The organism is Streptomyces sp. MS06 (assembly GCF_047200655.1).
Lineage (GTDB): Bacteria > Actinomycetota > Actinomycetes > Streptomycetales > Streptomycetaceae > Streptomyces.
The window spans coordinates 17,626-39,479 of the sequence record NZ_JBJZOJ010000003.1; the positions used below are offsets into that span (position 1 = coordinate 17,626).

Sequence of the window (21,854 nt, forward strand, 5' to 3'; positions counted from 1 at the left end):
TTCGGGAGATCGACTCCCGAGAGTCCTCACGCCGCACTCCGCGGTGTCACCCCCGACGCCCACGCCGCCACCGAGCCGCCATCCCGCCATCAGCAACGCGGAAGCGGTGCTCCCGAACTCGATCTCCTGGACGATGTGACGACATGGCCCGCAGTACCTTCGGCGCGACGCTCGCCGACTATGCAGTCCAGCCGGCGAACGGCCTGTGGGGCGTCGCCCCCGGCGCCGCGATCACCTTCTGGGACGCCCGGACCGGGGGCACCCAGTACACCGACCTGCTGGACGCCGGCGGCGTGGCCGTGTCCGGGATCACCGCCGACGAGTACGGGGTCGTCCCCGGCTTTCAGGGCCCTGACGGGGTGACGGCGATGTGGGCGGACGCGGGCGGCAGCAGTCGCGCGTGGATCGCCGCCCGCGGCGGAGGCGGAAGAGGCGGCGGAGGGGGCGGCGGAACCGCGGCGTACACGTCGCTGGTGCGGGTCGTCGCCTCGTCGACCGCCCCGGCCGACGTGCGCGCGGCCGCCGCCTACGTCTGCGACGGCACCGCCGACCAGGCGGAGATCCAGGCCGCGATCGATGCCGCGCAGAACGACGGCGGGGGGCGCGTCCTGCTGAGTGTCGGGGACTTCGACCTGACCGCTCCGCTGTCCATCGCGGGCACCGCGAACGAGGACAACCTGCAGACCGTCACCGTGGAGGGCTGCGGGGAGTTCACGACGATCCTGCGCCCGGCCTCCGACGTGAACGCGGTCGAGATCACCAACTGGGCGCAGTGCCACCTGCGTGACTTCGGCATCGTGATCTCCGGAGCCGGGTCCGGGATCGTCGCGACCGCGGTCACCACCGGCAGCGACACCCGCTCGTTCTGGGACTCCAGCTTCCGCAACCTGCGGATCAACGGCGAGTACGACCCGACACGCACCGGCTGGGCCATGGACATGGAGATGCCGTTCCGGTCGGTGTTCGACAACATCGAGATCGAAGGCGTACGCAACGGCCTCCACATCAGCAACAACTCGGCGATCCAGAACGCCGGCGACTGCACCTTCAGTCGCATGTTCATCGAGCTGGTCGGCGACAACGGCACCGCGATCCACGTGGAGTCGATCACCGGCAACATGAACCAGAACAACTGGTCGATGGTGGAGGCCGCCAACAGCGGAGGAACGGGCGCCGGGACCACCGGCATCCTCCTCGACGGCGCCGCCGGCAGCGCGAGCCAAAGGTTCTGGGGAACGAACCTGGAGCAGTTCGACACGCTCATCCGGGTCGACACCGGCGAGTCGAACGTGTTCGACCTGAACTACGTCACCTGCCGCGACGGCGCCGCGGGGAACAAGGCCTTCGTCTGCGGGGCATACGCGTTCAACAACCGGTTCTCAGCGAAGTGGGTCAACGTCGCCGACGGCGACTCGCTGTCGCTCCTCGAGGACGCGAACACCACCGACGAAGCGCCGAACACCTTCGACGGCATCCGGATCGAGGCCAACCCTGGTAGCACCGTCACCTGCACCGCGGCGGCATCCACCGTGCTACGGGACATCATCGGCCTCGACACCGGCAGCGTGCAGTCCGGACTTCTCCAGCACCCGCGCACGGACACCACGGGCCCGCTGTGGACCCCGGCCGATCACGGGCTGATCGGCTGGACGCAGGACCCGGCCACGCTCGGCGCGGGCACCGACCCCACGACGGCCGGCGTGCTGTACCTCCTCGCGGTCAAGGTGCCGTCGCCGCGCACGATCTCCACCGTGCACATCGGCGTGGCCGAGCCCGGGTCCGGGCTGACCGCCGGTCAGAACCTGGCCGGCCTCTACGACTCCGCGGGCACACTGCTGTCGGGCACCGCCGACCAGTCCGGCTCGTGGACCTCGGCCGGGCACAAGGCCATCGCGCTGTCGACGGCGCAGGACGTCGGCCCGGGCGTCTACTACGTGGCGTTCCTGGCCAACGGGACGACCCCGCCGCCGCTGCTGCGCGGCCACTCGTACTCGTCCAGCACCCTGAACGCCGGCCTGACCGCGGCGAACGCGCGGTTCCTGACGTCGGGGACCGGGCAGACGGCGCTGCCCGCGTCGGTCGCGCTCGGCTCCGGTGACACGGACTACGTCAGCCGCTGGGCCGCCGTGTCCTGACCGCCCCAGCCCCAGCCCCAGCCCCCGTCCCCACTCCCGCCCCGATGCCGCCCGGCCGCGGGGCTTTCCCATGCCCTGGGAGGGCTCGTGCAACTCGTCACCCGCGCCGCCCGGGGGCGCGCGGCCGCCCCGCTGCGACCCCGTCCACATCGCCAGCACGCTCGGCCGAGCGGTCCCACACCTGCCCGGCCATCGCCCGCGAGCGGCTGGCCGTGGCTGCACGACCGCTGTGGAGCGGCCTGAATTCCAGGTGGAATCCCGAGTTCAAACGCCCCCTCCCGGCCTACGGGCCGGGAGGGGGCTGTTTCGGCAGGTCGGAGGGAAGACCACCCTGGGTGACAAGTCCACGGGAGTGGAGCCACCGCTCCAGGGCGTGCCGCTCCACCACCGCAGTCGGCCGGGCGACGGCAGGGCTTGCTGACAGGGCCGCGAGTGCTCGGTTGGCCGCCCACAGCCGGAGAAGCATGACCGTGACTGCGTCCAGCTCGTCGTGGTCCCTCCACCGTGCGTGAGCGTCCTCGCGTCGAACCTGCGCCGCGTCGAAGAACTCGTCGACCATCCGGCGCGCCTGGATGTCGGAACCCTCCATAGCTCCCCCCTGCTGTTCCCGTGGTCAACACTGGAGCCGCCTCACCTGCCGGGGCAGTGGGCCGAACGGCACCAGCGGATCGCCGTTCGGCACACCCGACCCGAGGAAACGATCAGCCCTCTCCACTCCCCTCCCCGGGCCGGGAGGGGCCTTTCGGCATCCCCCGGTGTGCCCTCGCCGGGGTCACCAGGTGTGGCGCACCCTCCTTTCGCCCCCGAGGACACCGCCGCCCGCCCGGTCTGAAACCGGGCGGGCGGGTTCGACGGACGGATCAGCCGGCCGGAAGCGGGTCGACGGCGGGCGGGACGTAGCTTCCGTCCAGTGCCGCACCCTGCGGGCCGTACGCGCGGAGCATGATGTTGAACGGGCCGTCGCCGACAGGCAGCCAGTTCGCCGGGTTCACTCCCGGCGGCCGGGTGCGGGACAGGTAGATCGACAGCGATCCGTCCTTGTTCCACTCCAGTCCCGGGGTGTAGCTCGCCACGGCGTACTTGTCGGCCTCGTTCGGGATGAGGGTGATCGCCTCCGGGGTGTACGCGGTGAGCGACCAGAATCGGCTGACCTCCGGGAGCGCACCGGCCGGGAAGGTCAGCACGTAGCCGTGCTCGGCCCCGTTGAGCGCGGCGCCGGAGCGGTCCTTGAAGGCGTGCCAGTAGGCGGCGGTGGGGTAGCCGTTGCCCCACTGGAGGAACTCGGCGATCGAGGAGCGGTCCAGGTAGGCCGAGGGAGCCCAGTTCCCGATGTTGCGGAAGTTGATCCAGTTGGTGTCACCGGTGTGGTCGAGGTAGTTGTCGACGATCCGGGCGTGGCCGTCCCGGGCGCCGCGGGCGAACTGGTCGCGCTGCTCCGGCGACAGGTTCCTGCCGTTGCCGAAGAGCCGGTCGAACCTCGCGGCCGCCGCCCTGTCCTCGCGGGTCAGCGGGGGCGTGCCCGGATCGTGCACGGCGGTCTGCAGCTGACGCAGGAAGGAGATCGGCAGGTAGTCGACCAGACCGTCGGCGATCACCTTGAACCGGATGGCGAACAGGGCCTCGGGCACGATCTTCGTGGGTCCGGACTCCGGGGCGGTCCGGTAGTCGGACAAGGTCGCCATGTGCAGGTTGCGCCGGAACTTCTCGGCTTCCGCGGTCGTGTCCTGGCCGTCGCCGGCGTACTTGTCGGCCCGGAAGATCCAGTAGGACTGGGAGTACGGGACGGTGATCCGGGTGGTTCCGCGGGGCAGCTTGCCGTGCCAGTCCGGTGTCGTGATCGCGTAGGTGCCCGCCCGGCCCGCGGGGATGCCGGAGTCGAAGACGTCGCCGAAGGGAGTCGCGGTCAGCAGGGAGTAGGAGACGGAGGTCTTCGGGATGGTCAGGATCACCGGCTGGTCGGCCGGCTCGACGAGCGCGCTGGCGTACAGGGTGTCGACGTTGATCGCGACGACCGCGCCGTACAGCGGGGTCACCCGGTCGGGCCCGAAGAGCGCGTTGCCCTCGCCGAGCAGACGGGTCTGCTGGTAGCTGAACCAGCGCGGGTAGAACCGTTCGATGTAGGACCGGGATGCGCAGTAGGCGTCGGACTGGTGCCGGGGGCCGTGCGCCTGCGCAGGGGAGGCGCCGAGCAGCATGCCGAGGGCCAGGAGCGCCGTCAGCCATTTCCATCGGGTGTGCGTCGTCAGGTGCAGCATGGACTGCCGGAATTCCCTTCGGGAGTGCCGAGTCGGCCGCCGGACCGGTGGTCCGGCCGAGCCCCCGCCCCGGTCCGCGACCGGTACCGACGTCGGACCGGCGGGTGCGGGGACAGTCTGCCGGTGGCGGCGCCGACCGGAGCGCCAATGCTGACGGCGTGTCAGAAATTCGCGGGTCGGTTCGCGGCGAAGCGGCCGGCGGGGGCCACGGCTTCGCAGTGGTCCGGCAGCCGCTCGACCGCTCCCAGTAGGAGATGTCTCCCGTGCCGGGGGCGGCGGAAGAGCATCAGGGACCGGCTGGAACCACCCGCACTCGGCGTGGCTCCGTCGGGGACCTCGGGCGGTCGGGCTCGGGCGGTCGGGCTCGGCTTCCGAGAGTTCGCGGGGAGGCGGTGCTCAGGGCTCGCCGGCGTGCTTGAGGCGCATGCGTGCCGCCACGCGGTCCGGGGCGGCCACCTCCGCCCAGAAGCGGTGGGTGCTCACGAACACGGCGAGCTCGTGCTCGCGCCCCCGGAGCTTCTCCACCTCGGCCTGCTCGTCGGCGGTCCAGCCGGGCGAGGCGGGGCGTTCCACCGTGCGCCAGCCGCCGTCGTCGCGGAAGCCCTCCGAGGGCTCGACCGACCAGGGCAGCCGCCTGAGCAGGGCCGACAGCTCGGCCCGGACCTGGTGCAGCTCCTCCTGTCCGGCGCGGAGGTCACTGGGGAACTGGGGAGTCGTCGCCACATCGCAATGCTACGCCTGTTCGAATTAGTGGGGCGAGCGGCTTCCGGACTTCCCCTTGAGCGTGGATACCTGGGGGCTGGGTCGTGAGGTGCCGGAGGAAGTGGCGCCAGGTGGGAGGCAAGCGCAGGAAGCGGTGCACCGAGGAGTTCGGACGGGACGCGATTGCGCTCGTCGACTCCTCGGGCAAGACGCTCACCGCGGTGGCCCGGGAGTTCGGGATCAGCTCGGAGTCCCCGCGCGGCTGGTACCGCGGCCAAGCCGAGAGTGCGGGTCCTTGAACGCCGGGCGAGTACGTGCCGAGCAACTCGCTCAGGAACGACGCCCTCATGACGAGGTGCGGGCACGGCGTTTCAGCACGGCCGCAGCCGTCGCGATCGTGCCGGCCGCGAGGGCCGAGGCGGCGGGGTGACGGGACAGGGTGGCTTCGAAGGACCGGCTGCGGGAGGTGCTGTCGAAGACGCCGTGGGCGCCGTGGTCGGAGCCCTGGAGCCGGTCGACCGGTGCGAAGAGGTTGTTCTCGCCGCTCGGCGGCTGCCGGTCGGTCTGCTGGGCGGCGTAGCCGGTGCGGGCCAGGTAGCGGTCGAGGAGGGCGGGGGCCAGGCGGTTGGCCCAGATCGTCGCCGTGGTCGTGGCGCCGACGTAGTACTGCTTGCGGCGCGGACGGTCAGCGGCGTGCAGCACGCCCCGCGCGGCGACTTCCGGCTGGTACACCGGGGGGACGGGCTGCGGGTGCCGGGGCAGGCGGGAGCGTACCCAGGAGAACTGCGGCGTGTTGACGGCGGGCATCTGGACGATGGTGATGTGCACCTTGCTGCCGCGGTGCAGCAGTTCGGTGCGCACCGAGGAGGTGAAGCCGTTGATGGCGTGCTTGGCCCCGCAGTAAGCGGACTGCAGCGGGATCGCCCGCTCGCCGAGCGCCGAGCCGACCTGCACGACGGTGCCGTGGTCACGGGGCAGCATCCGCATGAGCGCGGTTCGGGTGCCGTTGACGAAGCCGAGGTAGGCCACCTGGGTGACCCTGTCGTACTCCTCGGCGGCCATCTCGTCGAAGGGGGCGAAGACGCTGGTGAAAGCGGAGTTGATCCAGACGTCGATGGGGCCGAAGGCGTGCTCGGCGGCCTCGGCGGCGGCCTCGACCTGTTGTGCGTCGGCGGTGTCGACGATCCGGACGAGCGGGCGGCCGCCGAGGGATGCCACCTCCTGCGCGGCGGCCTCCAGGCCGGCCTGGCCGCGGGCGATCAGCACCACGTTGGCGCCGCGCCGGCCGTAGAGGCGGGCGGTGGCCCGGCCGATACCGGCGCTCGCCCCGGTGATGACGACGGTTTCGGGCGTGGTGCGCATGGTCGGCTCCTTTCCCGGCGGAACTGCGCCGCCGGCGAGTCGCGATGGCGTGTGTTTCACGGGGGGTGCCGTCTCTCCTTCCGCGCCACCCTCGGCTCTCAGCCCACCCGGTAGGGTCGTGCCCGCTTCTCGTTGAGGGTGAGGCCGAGGCCGGGTGCGCCGTCGGCGCCGGGGGTGAGGGTGCCGCCGTCGGGGGAGAGGACGCCGTCGAAGAGGATCCGTTCGATGCGGACGTGGTCGTGGAACCACTCCAAGTGCCGCAGGTTGGGCAGCGCTGCGGCGGCGTGCGCGTGGGCGTGCGGGGCGCAGTGCCCGGAGATGTCGATCCCACGGGCTTGGGCGAGGGCGGCGGCGCGCAGCCAGACGGTGATGCCGCCGCACCGGGTGATGTCGGCCTGGAGGCAGTCCACCGCTCCGGCGGCGAGCATGTGTTCGAAGTAGGGCAGGGTGTAGCCGTACTCGCCGGCCGCCACCTCCTGCGGCACCTGGTCGCGGATCGCGGCGAGGGTGGTCAGGTGATCCGAGGAGACCGGCTCCTCGAACCAGGTCACGCCCTCGTCGGCGAGTGCCCGGCCCACACGCACGGCCTGCTTGGCGCCGTAGCCGCCGTTGGCGTCGACGTACAACTCGGAATCGCCTATGGCGGACCGCGCCCGGGCCACGCGCTGCCGGTCGTGTTCCTCCCGGCCGCCCCACGACTCCGCGATCTTGATCTTGACGCGGTGGACGTCGTCCTCCTCGACCCAGCCGCGCAGCTGACGTTCCTGCCGCTCGTCGTCGTAGGTGGTGAAGCCGCCGCTGCCGTAGACGGGCACCTCGTCGCGGGCCGCGCCCAGCAGGCGCATGAGTGGCAGACCGAGCAGGCGGGCCTTGCAGTCCCACAGCGCGATGTCCACAGCCGATATCGCCTGGGCCGCGATGCCGGGCAGGCCGGCGTTGCGTACGGCTCGCTGCATGGCTTCGTTCGCGCGCGGCACGTCGAGCGCCGGGGAGCCGGTGACCACGGAGGCGAGGAGGCCGTCGACGACTCGGGCCGTCGCCGCGGGCGCGTAGGTGTAGCCGAGGCCGGTGAGGTCCGCACAACCGACGGTGACCACGACCGCGGTGGTCGTGTCCCAGGAGAGCGTGCCGTCAGCCTCGGGCACATCCGTGGGAACGGCGAAGACGGAGGTCTCCACGCGATCCACGACAGGGGTGTCGCTCACGATTCGTCCTGCGCGCCGGGCCGGTCCTCACGACGACGGTGGCCGGGCAGGAACTCCTGCACCTTGGCCCTGAAGCCCTGGCGGACCATGTCCGCGCGGTCGCTGTCGCCCTTGAGGATCGACGAGGCCGCGGCCTCGATCTGGTCGAGGGTGGCGTGCGGCGGGATCGGCGGTACGGCGGGGTCGGTCGCGAAGTCCAGGACGCAGGGCCGGTCGGCGGCCAGCGCGGCCTCCCAGGCGCCCACGACATCGGCCGGCTTTTCGATCCGGATGCCCTCCAGGCCGACCAGGCGGGCGAAGTCGGCGTAGGCGACCTCGGGGATCGACTGGGAGGGCAGAAACTGCGGGGCGCCCTCCATGGCCCGCATCTCCCAGGTCACCTGGTTGAGATCCTGGTTGTTCAGCACCGCCACGATCAGCCGGGGGTCCTCCCATTCCCGGTAGTACTTCACGGCGGTGATCAGCTCGGCCATACCGTTCATCTGCATCGCCCCGTCGCCGACGAGCGCGACGGCCGGGCGGTCGCCGTGCGCGAACTTGGCGCCGATCGCGTACGGTACGCCGGGTCCCATCGTGGCGAGCGTGCCGGACAACGAACCGCGCATGGCGCCTCGCAGCCGCAGATGGCGGGCGTACCAGTTGGCGGCCGAGCCTGAGTCGGCGGAAAGGATCACGTTCTCCGGCAGCAGGTCGTCGAGCGCGTGGACGACGTACTCGGGGTTGAGCGGGTCGGCGTCGACCGCGGCCCGCCGCTGCATGACCTCCCACCAGCGGGCGGTGTTCTTCTCGATCTGCTCGCGCCAGCTGTGGTGCTTCGCCGTGTCGAGCAGTGGCAGCAGCCGGGTCAGGGTCTCGCGGGCGTCGCCGACCAGGTTGACCTCGAAGGGGTAGCGCAGGCCGACCATGCGCGGGTCGATGTCGATCTGCACCGCACGTGCCTGTTCGAAATCGGGCAGGAACTGGGTGTAGGGGAAGGAGGAGCCGATGACGAGCAGGGTGTCGCAGCCGGTCATCAGCTCGTAGGAGGGCCGGGTGCCGAGCAGTCCGACGGAGCCGGTGACATACGGCAGGTCGTCGTCGAGGGCGTCCTTGCCCAGCAGCGCCTTGGCCACACCGGCACCGAGCCGGTCGGCGACGGCCATGACCTCCTGACGGGCTCCGCGGGCGCCCTGCCCGACCAGGATCGCCACCTTCTCGCCGGCGTTGAGCACCTCGGCGGCCCGAGCGAGGTCCTCGTCGCCGGGCACCGGCGCGTACTGCGGCACGCCGAGGCTGGAGGGGACCATCTTGAAGGCGTGCCCGGGGGGCGAGTAGTCCAGTTCCTGCACGTCGGCGGGAATGATCACCGCGGTGACCGAGCGGCGGGCGAGGGCGGTGCGCATCGCCCGGTCCAGCACGTTGGGCAGTTGCTCGGGGACCGTGACCGTCTCGCAGAAGTCGGAGGCGACGTCCTTGTACAGGCTCATCAGATCGACCTCCTGCTGGTAGGAGCCGCCCATGGCGCTGCGGTCGGTCTGTCCGAGGATCGCGACGACGGGCACGTGGTCGAGCTTGGCGTCGTACAGACCGTTGAGGAGGTGGATGGCGCCGGGGCCGGACGTGGCTGCGCACACCCCGACCCGGCCGGAGAACTTCGCGTAGCCGACGGCCTCGAAGGCCGACATCTCCTCGTGGCGGGACTGGATGAACCGAGGACGGTCGTCGGCGCGGCCCCAGGCGGCCAGCAGCCCGTTGATGCCGTCGCCGGGGTAGGCGAAGACACGCTCCACCCCCCACTCGCGCAGGCGCTCGAGAATGTGGTCGGAGACCTTCTGCGACATGTTCGAAGACCTTTCTCGTAGGTGTGCGGAGGGACTGGTGGAGGGGCTAGGAGTGCCGGCGCAGCGCGTGCACGGCGGCTCGGCCGGCTACCGCCGTGAGGGCGGTAGCGCCCGCGGTGACGGCCCACCGGGACGTGCGGGAGGGCGGGTCGGGGCGTACGGCGAGCCGCTCGGGGTGTTCGTCCGGGAGGGCGCCTTCCAGCCCGAGGGCCAGGGCTTCGGCCAGGTGGAGAGCCCGTCGGCCGGTGTCGCCGTGTTCGATCTGGGTACGGCAGCTGAAACCGTCGGCGAGCACCAGACCGTCCGCTGGTGCCCGGCGTACGGCGGGCAGGACGCCCAGTTCCGCGACGGCCATGGAGACCTCGTGGTGGTCGCGTTCGAAGCCGAAGTTGCCGGCCAGGCCGCAGCAGCCCTCGTCGAGGACGTCGGCGTCGAGACCGGCGCGGCGCATCAGTTCGCGGTCGGCGCCGAACTTCATGATCGCGTGCTGATGGCAGTGCGTCTGCACGGTCGCCCGCCGGTGCAGCCGCGGTGGTCGCCAGTCCTCGGGCGCGTGGTGCACGAGCTGCTCGGCGAAGGTGCGGACCTGCCCGGCCAGCCGCTGCACGTCCTGGTCGTCGGGCATCAACTCGAGGGTGTCGGAGCGGAAGACGGCCGTGCAGGAGGGTTCGAGGCCGATGACCGGGGTCCCCGCCTCCAGATACGGCCGCAGCACGCCGAGCGTGTGCCGCAGCACTTTCTGCGCACGCGGCAGCTGACCGGTGGAGATCCAGGTCAGACCGCAGCACACCGGCTGGTCCGGCACGGCGACGCGGAAGCCGGCCTCCTCCAGGACCCGTACGGCCGAGAGGGCGACGGAGGGGTGGAAGTAGGTGCTGAAGGTGTCGGGCCACAGCACGACGGTGCGCGGATCGGCCGGATCGGGATCCCCGGCGCGGCGCCGGTGCCACCACTGGAGGAAGGACTGCCGGGCGAACACGGGTGGCTGCCGGGCCTCGTCCACGCCGGCCAGCCGCTTGCCCGCCCGTCCCAGACCGGGCGCGTGCAGGACGCTGTCGACCAGTCCGGGAGCAACACGAGACAGACGCGCCCACACCGGCAGCCAGCCCATCGCATAGTGGGCGGCGGGGCGCAGCCGACCCTCGTAGTGATGGGCGAGGAACTCCGCCTTGAGCGTGGCCATGTCGACGCCGGTCGGGCAGTCCGACTTGCATCCCTTGCAGGCCAGGCACAGATCGAGCGCGTCGCGCACCTCGGTCGAGCGCCAGCCGTCGGTGACGGCCGAGTCGGCGTGGCCGTCGAGCATCTCGAACAGCAGCCGCGCCCGGCCGCGGGTGGAGTGCTCCTCCTCCCGGGTGGCCCGGTAGGAAGGGCACATGACGCCGCCGGAGTGGCTGCGGCAGTTGCCGATTCCCACGCAGCGCATCACCGCCCGGTTGAAGGAACGGTCGTCCTGCGGGAAGCCGAAGTGCGCCTCGGGGGTCTTCGGACGCCAGGAGGAGCCGAGGCGCAGCTGCCCGTCGACCGGGTTGGGGCGGACGACCTTGCCGGGGTTCATCCGGCTGCCCGGGTCGAACAGCGCCTTCAGCTCGCCGAACGCGGCCACCAGCCGCTCACCGAACATCCGGGTGAGCAGCTCTCCCCGCGACTGGCCGTCTCCGTGCTCGCCGGACAGGGAGCCGCCGTAGGAGACGACGAGATCGGCGGCCCGCTCCAGGAAGCGCCGGAAGTCGGCCACGCCTTCGGCGGTGCGCAGCCCGAACGGGATACGCGTGTGGACACATCCCTGCCCGAAGTGCCCGTACAGCGACGGGTGGTCGTAGCCGAACTCCCCGAACAGGTCCTTCAGGTCCCGCAGATAGTCGCCGAGCCGCTCGGGTGGGACGGCCGAGTCCTCCCAGCCCTCCCACGTCTCCCGGTCGTCGGGTGGCCGGGCGGTGACGCCGAGCCCGGCCTCGCGCGCCCTGAGCATCCGCTGCTCGCGCTCCGGGTCGTCCGAGAAGGCGACATCGCCGTCCTTCTCGGTCCGGCCGAGGGCGTGCAACAGGGAGTGCGCCTGCTCGTCGACGTCGTCCTGGCTGTCGCCGCCGAACTGGAGCATCAGCCAGCTGTCGCCCTCCGGCAGGGCGTTCAGAGACGCCTGGTAGGCGTGCTCTTCGCGCATCAGCTGGGCCATGCGCCCGTCGAGCGCTTCCAGTTGGCCGGGGTCGCAGTGCTCCAGGAGGTGGGGGACGTCGTCGGCGGCCGCGCAGATGTCGTCGTAGCCGAGTACCAGCAGCGACTGGTACGCGGGCACCGGCACCAGGTCGACCTCGGCGTGCAGCACGGTCACCAGGGTTCCCTCGCTGCCGACCAGCGCCCGCGCCACGTCGAAGCCGTTCTCCGGCAGCAGCGAGTCGAGGTTGTAGCCGGAGACCCGGCGCGGGATCTTCGGGTAGCCGCGGCGGATGTCGGCCAGGTACTCGGTGACGACACGGTCCAGGCCGGCGTACAGCTCGGCGCGGCGGCCGCCCTCCGCCGCGATCCGCGCCCGCTCGGCCTTCGACGTCGGCCCGACCCACATCCGGGCGCCGTCGTAGGTGACCACCTCCAGGCGGCGCACGTTGTCGACGGTCTTGCCGTACGCCTGTGCGGACGCGCCGCACGAGTTGTTGCCGATCATGCCGCCCAGGGCGCAGTGGCTGTGCGTCGACGGCTTCGGGCCGAACTGCAGCCGGTGGCCGGCCAGCCGCCGGTTGAGCACGTCCAGCACGATGCCCGGCTCGACCACACAGGTCCGGGCGTCGGGATCGACGGCGACGAGCCGGTGGCAGTACTTGCTCCAGTCGATCACCACGGCCGTGTTCGTCGACTGTCCGGCGAGGCTGGTCCCGCCACCCCGTGACAGGACCGGGGCACCGAACCGGGCGCACACCCGCACCGCCTCCACCGCGGCTTCCACCGTACGGGGCACCACGACCCCGATCGGCGGCTGCCGGTAGTTGGAGCCGTCGGTGGCGTAGGCGCCCCTGCTGCCCGCGTCGAATCTGATCTCGCCGTCCACCGACTCGCACAGAGCCGACTCCAGCTCCGCCACGGCCTTCCCGGAGACATCGAAAGGGGTGGGTGTGGTCGGTGTCATCGGTGTCATCGGTGCCCGCCTTCCGGAGCCGTGGACCGTCCGCTGCTGCCGGGTACCCGAGGTCGAGCACTGCAAGAGTGTTGATTTCCCGGTCCTCAGAGGAGGGCGAAGTCGATCTCCATCGGGGCCCGACGTGACGAGATCGTCGCTGCACGCGTCGGCCACGGTCGTGCTGTTCGGGTCGCCGCCTGCGGCCACCGCGCGTACCACCAGGTCGCGGTCACGGACCGGGCCACGCAGCCGCTCGCCGTCGTCCCCGCAGAGAGCCGACTCCGTGGGGGTGCCGGATCCCGGACGGGCGCTTCGGCCGTCTCCTCGGGGGAACTCGTCGAGCGGCACACGGTCCGCACGAGAGAGGAGAGGCGTCATGCCGGCTGGATCGAGTCCCAAGCGGGAGCGCCAGTACGAACACGTGAAGAAGAGTGCTCTGGATCGTGGTGAGTCGACGAAGCGGGCCGAGGAGATCGCGGCACGCACGGTCAACAAGGAACGTGCCAGGTCGGGCGAGTCGAAGACCGCGAGCAGGACCTCGACCCGTGACCCGAAGTCGGCATCCCAGCGCGGCGGGCAGCGCTCGCACAGCGGTGCGGAGGGACCGACCAGGGACCAGCTTTACGAGGAGGCGAGGAAGCGCAACATCGAGGGCCGCTCCTCGATGACCAAGAAGCAGCTGCAGAACGCCCTCGGCCGTTGAGGTGAGGCTGATGCACCCCGAGGTGGACCGGATGCGCAGCCCCGGGCTGACGGGACCGGTCCGTCGTGACCAGCGCGGGAGCCGACGGGGTCGGTCCCCGGCGGGTCGAAGGCCGGGTCGGCGAGCAGCCGCAGGCCGCCGAGGGCGAGCAGGGCGGTGGGGTCGCCGACGTAGGTGATCTCCACGGCGGTCATGGCCGGTGCAATCCGGGGAAGGCCGGGTGTTGTTCCCCCGCGGGCGGGAGACTGGGGGCATGTGCCGGAGCATCAAGACCCTGCGACCGCCCGCTCTGCCCGAGGAGGCCACCGAGGACGACATCAGGGCAGCCGCCCTCCAGTACGTGCGGAAGGTGTCCGGGTTCCGGGCGCCGGCCGCGCACAACCGGGAGGCGTTCGACCGCGCCGTGGACGCGGTGGCTCAGGCCACGGCCGAACTGCTGGACAGCCTTGAGGTGCGCGGCGCCGCCGGGCGGCCGCCGACCGGGCGGGAGTAGGAGGGGCATGACCCGGATGCGCCGGAAACCCGCCACGGCGTCAACGCGTCGGGCGCCCCGGCCTCGCCGGACTCGGCGAGGCCGACCTCCTCAGGCAAGCGGCTTGCGGTAACGGACGTGCTCGTTCCGTCGCCGGAACCCCACGCTCTCGTAGAGGTCGTAGGACCGGTGCGGATTCGCCGTGCCCGTGAACAGCCGGGCGGTCGTCGCACCGTGCTCGCGAAGGCTCCGCAGACCGTCCAGCAGCAGGACCCGGCCGATTCCGAGGCGACGCCGGTCCGCCCGGACACTCAGCTCTTCCACCTCGCCCACGGTGCGGTCGTGACGGCGCAGGGAGCAGAGGGCGACGCCGACCATGTCCGGCCCGTTCCAGGCAGCCCTCCAGCACGCCGGGTCGGCGGTGTCGACGAAGTCCTGGAAAGGCCATCTCTGAGTGAAGCGGGTGTCCGCATACGAATCGACGACCGTCCGCCAGGCGGCACGGTAGTGGCTTGTCCCGATCGGCCCCGTCCGTATCCCGGCCGGCAGTTCCCCTCCCGGCTCCGGCACCTGCCGCAGATCGCCCAGCTCCAGCTCGACCAGGCTGAAGACACGCCGGTAGCCGGCTGCGCGCAGAAGTGCCGTGGCGTCCTGCTCGGAGGCCGCCGCGTTCGCGCCGATCACCGCCGTCCGCGACGTTCCGTGCTGGGTGACGAGCCGGCGGATCCGCCTTTCGGCCCAGCTCAGCATCGCTGAGCCGATGCCCTGGCGACGGTGCTCGGGCAAGAGGTAGCCGCGGTGCAGGTACAGCCGGGTACCGTCCCGCTCCTGCCACCACCGGATCGTCGCGTAGCCGACGACGCTCCCGTCGCGCACCACCAGGATCTGGTTCCGGGACGGCTCCTCCGACTTGGCGGAGGCTTCGGCGATCTCGGCCGCTGTCGGGAGCCCTTCCACCACAGAATGGGCGTCGACCCGGTCCTGTTCGGCACAACCCCGCCGCAGCGCGGCCATGGCCTCGTGGTCCTCGTCGCCGCGGTACGGCCGGAACTCGAAGCCGACCGGAAGGTCCTGTCCTGCGGTGCGATCCGACATGCCCGGATGATCTCGGACTTCGCGGCAGTTCCGCCACCGTATTCCCGCGGCGGTCGTCCGCGGCCGTTCACGAGCCGGACGCGTTCGCCGCGTGCCCGGGTGGGGACGGACAGGCGGCCTGCCGGCCCGCGCCGCGGCCGGTCAGGCCTGGGCGCCCGCCTCCGCGGGCCTGCGCCGTACCAGGTAGGCCGCGCCCGCTCCGGCGCCGAACAGCGCGGCGAGCGACACCAGCGTCCCCAGCCAGCGGGTCCCGAGCCAGCTCGCCCCGAAGTAGCCCAGGGCGGTGCTGTAGGCGGCCCAGGACAGGCCGGCCAGGGCGGACCAGGGCACGAAGTCGCGGGCGCGGCGGTGGGCGGCGCCCGCGCCGAGGGAGACCACGGAGCGGCCCGCCGGGGCGAAGCGGGCGAGGATGACCAGTGTGCCCCCTCCTCGGGCCAGCGCCGAGCCGAGACGTTCCTGCGCGCCGCGCAGCCTGCGGGAGCGGGCGAGCGCGCGGTCCAGCCTGTCCCCGCCGCGCCAGGCCAGCCGGTACACCGCGACGTCGCCGAGCACGGAGGCGGTGGCGGCGGACAGGATCAGGAACAGGATGTCGGGGACCTGGCGGGGCACCTCACCGCCCGCGGCGCCGGAACCCGCGGCCGCCGCGGTGGCCGCGGTGATCACCAGGACACCGCTCGGCAGCAGCGGCAGGAACACGTCGAGCAGGACCGAGCCGGCCACCAGCACGTAGATCCACGGACTGGCGGTCAGCGATCCGACCTGCTCCACACTCTCCAGCACTGCTGACTCCCCATCGCTCCCCCGCGGGCCGGCCCGGGCCGCGGCGTCGCGGGAAGCGGCAGGGCGGCCGATGACAGCGATACAGCGTACGCGTGCACAGTGACGGAAGGGTCACGGGGGACGCGGGGGATCGGTATCGGAAGTTCACCCGGCTGCCGCCGCACCGCGCCCGGCCGCTCGCCGCCCGGGTCCTCCGTCCGCGCCGGTCAGCTCGAGGTCCGTCACGGTGCGCAGCGTGCCGTCCGCGCGTGCCCGCTCCAGCCGGAGGACCGCCGAACGGCCGTGCACCGTCAGCGTCATGAGGAGGTTGCCGAACCACGGCCCACCAGTCCTGCGCCAGTTCACCGGCGGGCGGGGGCAGCGGGCGTGCCGGGCGAGGAGCCTGCCCAGTGTCCGCGCGGCCGTGCCCCAGCCGCAGCGGAAGGCCAGCCGGATCGACAGCGGCACCGAGTTGTGCAGCGGTGAGCAGGTGAGTTGTGTCACCCGGGCCTCGGGTGTCCGGCCGCTCGGCCAGGAGGGCTCGGCCGCGTAACCGTGGTGCACGTCACCCGAGAGTACGGAGACCGTCGCCGGCGCCTCCGGTCCCGAACCGGCCTCGGCGAGCAGCTCGGTGAGTGCGGTGAAGGACTCCGGGAAGGCCGCCCAGTGCTCCAGGTCGGCCCGCCGCCTCAGGCGCTCCCCGAACCGTGCCCACCGGGCGCCCTTCCCGCCCCGGCAGAGTGCCGTGGCCCAGGCCTCGGTGTCGTGCACCAGCCGCGGCAGCAGCCAGGGCAGCGAGGTGCCGACGAGGAGGTGGTCGAAGGAGCCGGGTTCCGCCAGCGCCTGCTCGCGCAGCCACTTCTCCTCGGTGGGGGCGAGCATCGCGCGCTGCTTCTCGTCCAGAACCCGCGCGGCCCTGCTGTCCACCATCAGCAGCCGCACCCGGCCGAGGTCGCGCCGGTAGCTCCAGCGCGCGGCGGCCGGTTCGGCGTCGGCCCCGGCGGCGAAGGCGCGCAGCACGTCCGTGGCGTCGGGGGTGTCCCGCACGGCGGCGTAGAGCGGGTCGACGGCCAGTGCGGCCGGGGAGAGGTTGCCGAGGTGCTGGTGCACCCAGTACGACATCAGGCCGCCCAGCAGCCGTTCCCGCCACCAGTGGGTCGCGCGCATGTCGGCGAGCCAGGCGCCGGAGGTGTTCCAGTCGTCGATCACGTCATGGTCGTCGAAGATCATGCAGCTCGGCACGGTGGAGAGCAGCCAGCGCACCTCCGAGTCCAGCCAGGACTCGCGGTACAGCCAGGTGTACTCCTCGTAGTCCGCGACCTCGCCGCCCGGGGCGTCGTGCGGGTCGCGGCGGGCGGCCAGCCGCCGCCGCGTCGCCTCGGAGGTCTCGTCCGCGTACACCTGGTCGCCGAGCAGCAGCAGGACGTCGGGTCGTCCGCCCGGGTCGGCGGCGACGCGGGCGGCCAGTCCGCACAGGGCGTCCGGGCCGACCGGGTCCCTTCCGCCCGCGGGCCGGGCGGCCCAGCGGCAGGAGCCGAAGGCGATGCGCAGGGCTCCGCCCTCGGGCGGGGTGCGGATCGTGGAGGGCGGGAACGGCGAGTCCGGCAGCGGCCAGACCCGGGCGCCGTCGAGCAGCACCTCGTAGGCGGTCGCCTCGCCGGGGGTGAGCCCGGTCACCGGCACCAGGGCGTAGTGGTGGCCCGCCACCTGGAAGGTGGCGGCCGTGCCGCCGGAGCCGTCGGCGCAGCGCACCTCGGCGGTGCAGGGCCGGCTCGCCTCGACCCAGACGGTGGCGGCCGTGCCGCCGGCGTATCTCAGCAGTGGTCCCAGCAGCAGTTCCGCCATGCGATCGACCGTCCCTCCCGGTGGCCGGCGGCCCGCTTCGCACGGGCGTCCCGGCCCTCTCGCCACGTCCTCGCTCCCGCCCCGTACGGTACGGAACGGGGCGGGAGCGGGGGAGGGGCGGTCGGCGGACCGCCGCCCGGCGGCCGGGTCAGCAGGCGGACAGGTACGAGCTGAGCGCGGACTTCTCCGCGGAGTCGACCGAGAGGTCGTAGTAGTACTTCACCTGCACCCAGGCGCGCACGTAGGTGCAGCGGTAGGCGCTGCGCGAGGGCATCCACTCGGCCGGGTCCTTGTCGCCCTTGGCCTGGTTGACGTTGTCCGTGACGGCGATGAGCTGCGGGCGGGTGAGGTCGTTGGCGAAGGCCCGGCGTTCGGACGTGGTCCAGTGGCTCGCGCCGGAGTCCCAGGCTTCCGAGAGCGGGACCAGGTGTTATCCGTACCTCGCCATGCGGTGCCGCTGACATCTGGGACACGAGTGTTGCGGGCCGTGTCCTCCCTGTGAGCGGTGCGTTATCCGGTACAGCGGTTAGGTGCCGCTGACAGCGATGACTGAGGGGGTGCGGTGGCGAGTACGCAACGGGTGGCCGCGGGCGAAGGCGTCACGTGGACGGTTCTCGATGACGACTACCGTGTCGCGGTGCCGGTGGAGCAGTACCTGGAGTACCTGAGATCGAGGGACTGCTCCCCGAACACCATCAAGAGTTATGCACGGGGACTTGCCCTGTGGTGGACGTTCCTGGAACGGCGGGCACAGTCGTGGGACACGGTCGGGGTGAGTGAACTCGGCACCTTCGTAGGGCAGTTGCGTAGAGGGAGCGTGGCTGAGGATGTGGTGCCGCTCCATGACGGGAGGAAGGCGGCCGATGCGACCGTGGCGAGCCGGGCCCGCGCGGTCATGGGGTTCTACCGCTACCACGCCGCGCGCGGAGTCGAGGTCGCGGGCCGGTTGTACGAGACGGTGCAGACCAGGCCGGGCAGCTATCTGCCGTTTCTGGAGCACGTGGCGCGCAGGACCGGACGCCGTTCGAGCGTGGTCAAGGTCCGTGTACGGGCGAAACCGCTGCCGGTGCTGCTGCCCGATCAGATGGCGGCGATCCGCGACGCGGAGGCGTCCTGGGACCCCGCGGGTGCGGTCTGGTCGGGCGAGCTGCGGTATCGCCTGCTCTGGGCGCTGCTGGAGGAGACCGGGCTGAGGCTCGGCGAGGCGCTCGGCCTGCGACACCGCGACTGGAAGACCGGCACGGGCACGACCGCGCAGGTCGAGGTCGTCCATCGCGAGGACCACCCGCACGGCCTGCGCGCCAAGAGCGGCCACCGTCGCGTCTTCGTCGGTTCCGCCCTGGACCGTCTGTACGGGGACTGGGTCTGGGCGCTGTGCGAGGCAGGCGCCGATGTCGAGCTGGACGACTGGGACAACGCGTACATCTTCTGCAACGTCCACCGTGGGCGCAGTTTTGCCCCGCTCCGGCCGGAGAGCGTCTACAAGCACCTGGCCGCGCGGAAGAAGGACGTACCCGGTCTGCCGCCGGACATGACACCGCACTGGTACCGGCACACCCACGCCACAGCCCTGCTGCTGTCCGGCGTGCCGATGCACGTGGTCAGCCGGAGACTCGGCCACGCGGACATCCAGACCACGATCAACACTTATGCCCACGTGACCGAGGACGCCGAACTGCGCGCGTGCGCGGACTGGCAGAAGATCACGCAGACCTGGGGGAGCCGCCATGAAGTCTGAGCCGGTCGTCCGAGCCGTGGCCGACGCAGCGCCGGTCCCGGCCCCACGCACGCCGGAACGCAAGCGGCAGGACAAGCGCGACCCACGTCTGTCTGTGGCCCGGCTCTTCAGCGAGGAGAAGGCGAAGCTGTTGTGGGACAGCATGCCGGAGGAGCACAGGCAGGACCACTTCGACTCGACCAACATGCCCGACGACTACGGCCGGGCCTTCCGGCGGCAGACCATCAACCGCGAGAAGGGCTGGTTCACCCAGGCGATCAGCTTCCACGGCCTCCCCGATCCCATGATCTGGGAGCTGGCCTGGTGCATTCATCAGCAAGTGGCCGAGGGCTACGCCATCACTCCCGAGCGGTTCCAGGAACTCAGGCGGGGACTCGTTCTTGCGATCGAGCACGGCGGACCGCAGGCACGCTCCGCGAGGTCGCTGACAGCGCTCTCCCACGAGGACTGGGCACGCGAAGTGCAGGGGGCGGTCACGCGGAACGGTTCGGCGAGGAACAGGAGGCTTGTCACGCATGTGCTGCACAGCGTCAAGCACCTCCAGGACCGCTTGGCCCACGCCTACCACGAAGGCGAGTGGTGGCAGTTGGACGTGTGGAACCCCGGCCTCGACCGGCGCATCCCGCAGCGCGAGCACGAGCCCTGGGGCCGGTCCGTAGCCAACTTCAGTCAACTCACGACAAATTGGCTCCGTGAGGCCGCGAAATGGTGGCTGTCGGTGCAGCTTACGACGGAGCGGTACGTCTGGTCGTCGGTGAAGAGTCGCCTCGACCACCTGAAGTGGCTCCAGTGGTACATCGACCAGGTCGGCTGCTCGGGTCCTCAACTCGTGGGTCTTCCCGAGCAACTGAGGCCCTGGCTACGCGGCTTCGTGGACTCCCTCAACAGCCACACGGTGATGAGCGGGCCGAACAAGGGCGGCAAGCTGTCCAAGAACACTCGCCGCAGCACACTGGTGACCATCGAGGCGTTCTACCGCTGGATGTACGACAACCGCGCCGAGGCGGTCTCGGTGCTCGGTGACCGACGCTGGGGTGCCCTCGGTGCGCACCACTGCGTGCTGTTCCGGCTGGAGGACAAGCCGCGGCTCACCAACCAGCCACCGGAAGACATGGCTCTGGAGGACGAGGTGATCAGCAAGATCGCCGCTGGCTCCGGAACACTTGCTACTCCCAAGTCCGAGGGCGGGCTCGACGACCGACAGGCGTTCCACGCGCTCATGCTGCTGATCCGGACCGGCCGACGCATGAACGAGGTTCTGATGATGGACTTCGAACCGTTGCTGCCGCTCCTGACAACGAGCAAGCAGGAGGACAAGGAGCCGGACGGTTTCGTGGCCCGGCTCGCCTACCAGCAGACGAAGATCACCGGCGGGGATCCGCCGACGATCCCGGTCGACGAGGAGATCGTCGACATCATCCGCCGCCAGCAGGAGTGGGCTCGTGAGTTCATCGCAGCCCAGGGTGCACCGGAGGGAACGACCCCCCGCTACTTGTTCCTGCAGACCCGGAACAACCCGCTCGGCATGAGGCCCTACGCCTCGGCAACCTTCCACGCCCGACTCGGCGCGCTGACCAAGACTCTGTCGATCAGCGACAGCGTCGGCCGCCCCGTCAAGATCTCCAGGACCCACACCTTCCGGCACACGCGAGCAACCGACCTGATGAACGCCGGGGTCCCGATCCACGTCGTCATGCGCTACCTGGGACACGTCACTCCGTCCATGACCATGCACTACGCCAAGACCTTGGCCGTGACGGCCGAGCGCGAGTTCCTCCGCTACAAGAAGGTGACGGCCGACGGCCGGACTGCCGAGGTGAACCCGAGCGACCTCTACGACCTACTCCACCTGGATCAACGCGCCGACCGCGTCCTGCCCAACGGCTGGTGCATGCTCCCGCCCAGACAGGTCTGCTCCAAGGGCAACGCCTGTCTCACCTGCGACAAGTTCGTCACCGACGCCAGCCACCGCGACGAGCTTCAGCACCAGCTCGGCCAGACCGAAGCACTGATCGCACGCCGCCAGGCGCAGTTCACCGCCCGCCACGGTGAACCGATGGGCGAGGACAATATCTGGCTCGCCGGCCGCCTCGCCGAAACCCGCGCTCTGAACAAGGTTCTCGTCGCTTTGGACCAGGTCAAGGTCCGAGAGGACGGACAGCTGAGGGCGGTGCGCGGGGCAGGAGTGGTCGACCGCCCCGAACCACGGTCCACCATGCGACGACAGGAGCCGACCGTATGACGCCCATGCCGGAGCACCTTCGCCAGGCCACCCGCGCCCGTACCGAGGAAGCCGAGAAGCGGGCCCGCGCCGCGCTTGCCGAGCTGGCCAAGGGGGGCAAGCCCATCAGCTTCACTGCCGTGGCTCGCCAGGCCGGGGTGAGCACCGACTTCCTCTACCGGTACCCGGAACTGCGCACCCGGATCGAACGCCACCGCGCCAGGAGCGGGCCCGTGCCGGCAGCGCCTGCAGAACCGCCGGGCGACCCGTCGACCTCCGCCGCGGTGAGGGCACTGAGTGCCCGCCTCACGCGGCAGCAGGAGGATCACCGCGAGGAGGTGGCGAGACTCCGCCAGGCGCTCGAGATCGCGCAAGGTGAGAACCTCGAGCTGCGCAGGCGCCTGGCTCGCTACGAGGTCGATTGAGGCCG

At 71.3% G+C, this 21,854-nt stretch carries 17 protein-coding genes and 1 pseudogene; 7 read left to right on the forward strand and 11 right to left on the reverse strand.

The features are described from left to right. Positions 1-143 precede the first annotated feature (143 nt). On the forward strand, positions 144-2,135 hold the full coding sequence (locus ACL02U_RS02135; protein WP_412788837.1) for a hypothetical protein: 1,992 nt from the start codon (positions 144-146) through the stop codon (positions 2,133-2,135). Positions 2,136-2,418: 283 nt separating this feature from the next. Here the strand turns inward: ACL02U_RS02135 and ACL02U_RS02140 are convergent, their stop codons facing one another. From ACL02U_RS02140 to ACL02U_RS02150, 3 genes are all read right to left on the reverse strand, one after another. Further along, on the reverse strand, positions 2,419-2,724 hold the full coding sequence (locus ACL02U_RS02140) for a hypothetical protein (protein ID WP_412788838.1): 306 nt from the start codon (positions 2,722-2,724) through the stop codon (positions 2,419-2,421). A gap of 271 nt (positions 2,725-2,995) precedes the next feature. Continuing rightward, positions 2,996-4,390 (reverse strand): DUF1214 domain-containing protein, encoded by a 1,395-nt coding sequence (locus ACL02U_RS02145; RefSeq protein ID WP_412788839.1) that lies wholly within the window; start codon positions 4,388-4,390, stop codon positions 2,996-2,998. Positions 4,391-4,786: 396 nt separating this feature from the next. Then, positions 4,787-5,113 carry a hypothetical protein gene (locus ACL02U_RS02150; protein ID WP_412788840.1) on the reverse strand — a complete coding sequence of 109 codons (327 nt, stop codon included), beginning with the start codon at positions 5,111-5,113 and terminating at the stop codon, positions 4,787-4,789. Between the two features lie 110 nt (positions 5,114-5,223). On the opposite strand from ACL02U_RS02150, the gene ACL02U_RS02155 reads away from it, so the two are divergent. Next, the gene (locus ACL02U_RS02155; protein WP_412788841.1) at positions 5,224-5,391 is read left to right on the forward strand and encodes a transposase; all 168 of its coding nucleotides are present in this window, start codon (positions 5,224-5,226) and stop codon (positions 5,389-5,391) included. A gap of 46 nt (positions 5,392-5,437) precedes the next feature. Here ACL02U_RS02155 and ACL02U_RS02160 read toward each other — a convergent pair whose 3' ends face one another. The 4 genes from ACL02U_RS02160 to ACL02U_RS02175 form a co-directional block, all read right to left on the reverse strand. Then, positions 5,438-6,454 (reverse strand): SDR family oxidoreductase, encoded by a 1,017-nt coding sequence (locus ACL02U_RS02160; RefSeq protein ID WP_412788842.1) that lies wholly within the window; start codon positions 6,452-6,454, stop codon positions 5,438-5,440. Positions 6,455-6,552: 98 nt separating this feature from the next. Beyond that, entirely contained in the window at positions 6,553-7,659 is a 1,107-nt protein-coding gene (locus tag ACL02U_RS02165; RefSeq protein WP_412788843.1) for an enolase C-terminal domain-like protein, read from the reverse strand. Further along, complete coding sequence (locus ACL02U_RS02170; protein ID WP_412788844.1) at positions 7,656-9,479, reverse strand: thiamine pyrophosphate-requiring protein; 1,824 nt, start codon at positions 9,477-9,479, stop codon at positions 7,656-7,658. The genes ACL02U_RS02165 and ACL02U_RS02170 overlap by 4 nt, the downstream gene beginning before the upstream one ends. 46 nt (positions 9,480-9,525) lie before the next feature. Beyond that, positions 9,526-12,609 carry an FAD-binding and (Fe-S)-binding domain-containing protein gene (locus ACL02U_RS02175; RefSeq protein ID WP_412788845.1) on the reverse strand — a complete coding sequence of 1,028 codons (3,084 nt, stop codon included), beginning with the start codon at positions 12,607-12,609 and terminating at the stop codon, positions 9,526-9,528. A 358-nt stretch (positions 12,610-12,967) separates the two neighbouring features. Between ACL02U_RS02175 and ACL02U_RS02180 the strand changes: the two genes are divergently transcribed. Beyond that, complete coding sequence (locus ACL02U_RS02180) at positions 12,968-13,294, forward strand: plasmid stabilization protein (RefSeq protein ID WP_412788846.1); 327 nt, start codon at positions 12,968-12,970, stop codon at positions 13,292-13,294. A 253-nt stretch (positions 13,295-13,547) separates the two neighbouring features. After that, complete coding sequence (locus ACL02U_RS02185; RefSeq protein WP_412788847.1) at positions 13,548-13,787, forward strand: DUF2277 domain-containing protein; 240 nt, start codon at positions 13,548-13,550, stop codon at positions 13,785-13,787. A gap of 90 nt (positions 13,788-13,877) precedes the next feature. Here the strand turns inward: ACL02U_RS02185 and ACL02U_RS02190 are convergent, their stop codons facing one another. The 4 genes and pseudogenes from ACL02U_RS02190 to ACL02U_RS02205 all read right to left on the reverse strand — a co-directional run. Beyond that, positions 13,878-14,861, reverse strand: a complete 984-nt coding sequence (locus tag ACL02U_RS02190) for a GNAT family N-acetyltransferase (RefSeq protein ID WP_412788848.1) — start codon at positions 14,859-14,861, stop codon at positions 13,878-13,880. A 141-nt stretch (positions 14,862-15,002) separates the two neighbouring features. Continuing rightward, the gene (locus tag ACL02U_RS02195; RefSeq protein ID WP_412788849.1) at positions 15,003-15,641 is read right to left on the reverse strand and encodes a DedA family protein; all 639 of its coding nucleotides are present in this window, start codon (positions 15,639-15,641) and stop codon (positions 15,003-15,005) included. A 144-nt stretch (positions 15,642-15,785) separates the two neighbouring features. Further along, positions 15,786-17,465 carry an alkaline phosphatase D family protein gene (locus ACL02U_RS02200; RefSeq protein ID WP_412788850.1) on the reverse strand — a complete coding sequence of 560 codons (1,680 nt, stop codon included), beginning with the start codon at positions 17,463-17,465 and terminating at the stop codon, positions 15,786-15,788. A gap of 148 nt (positions 17,466-17,613) precedes the next feature. Next, positions 17,614-17,895, reverse strand: a pseudogene (locus ACL02U_RS02205) (HNH endonuclease family protein); the annotation flags it as partial. Between the two features lie 132 nt (positions 17,896-18,027). Between ACL02U_RS02205 and ACL02U_RS02210 the strand changes: the two are divergent. Genes ACL02U_RS02210 through ACL02U_RS02220 form a run of 3 tightly spaced genes read left to right on the forward strand, consistent with a single transcriptional unit; the run spans position 18,028 to position 21,849 of the window. Then, positions 18,028-19,203, forward strand: a complete 1,176-nt coding sequence (locus tag ACL02U_RS02210; protein WP_412788851.1) for a tyrosine-type recombinase/integrase — start codon at positions 18,028-18,030, stop codon at positions 19,201-19,203. Then, a complete protein-coding gene (locus tag ACL02U_RS02215; protein ID WP_412788852.1) occupies positions 19,193-21,445 on the forward strand; it encodes a tyrosine-type recombinase/integrase in 2,253 nt (750 codons plus the stop codon). Before ACL02U_RS02210 ends, ACL02U_RS02215 begins: the two co-directional genes overlap by 11 nt. Further along, a complete protein-coding gene (locus ACL02U_RS02220) occupies positions 21,442-21,849 on the forward strand; it encodes a DUF6262 family protein (protein WP_412788853.1) in 408 nt (135 codons plus the stop codon). The genes ACL02U_RS02215 and ACL02U_RS02220 overlap by 4 nt, the downstream gene beginning before the upstream one ends. Positions 21,850-21,854 lie beyond the last annotated feature (5 nt).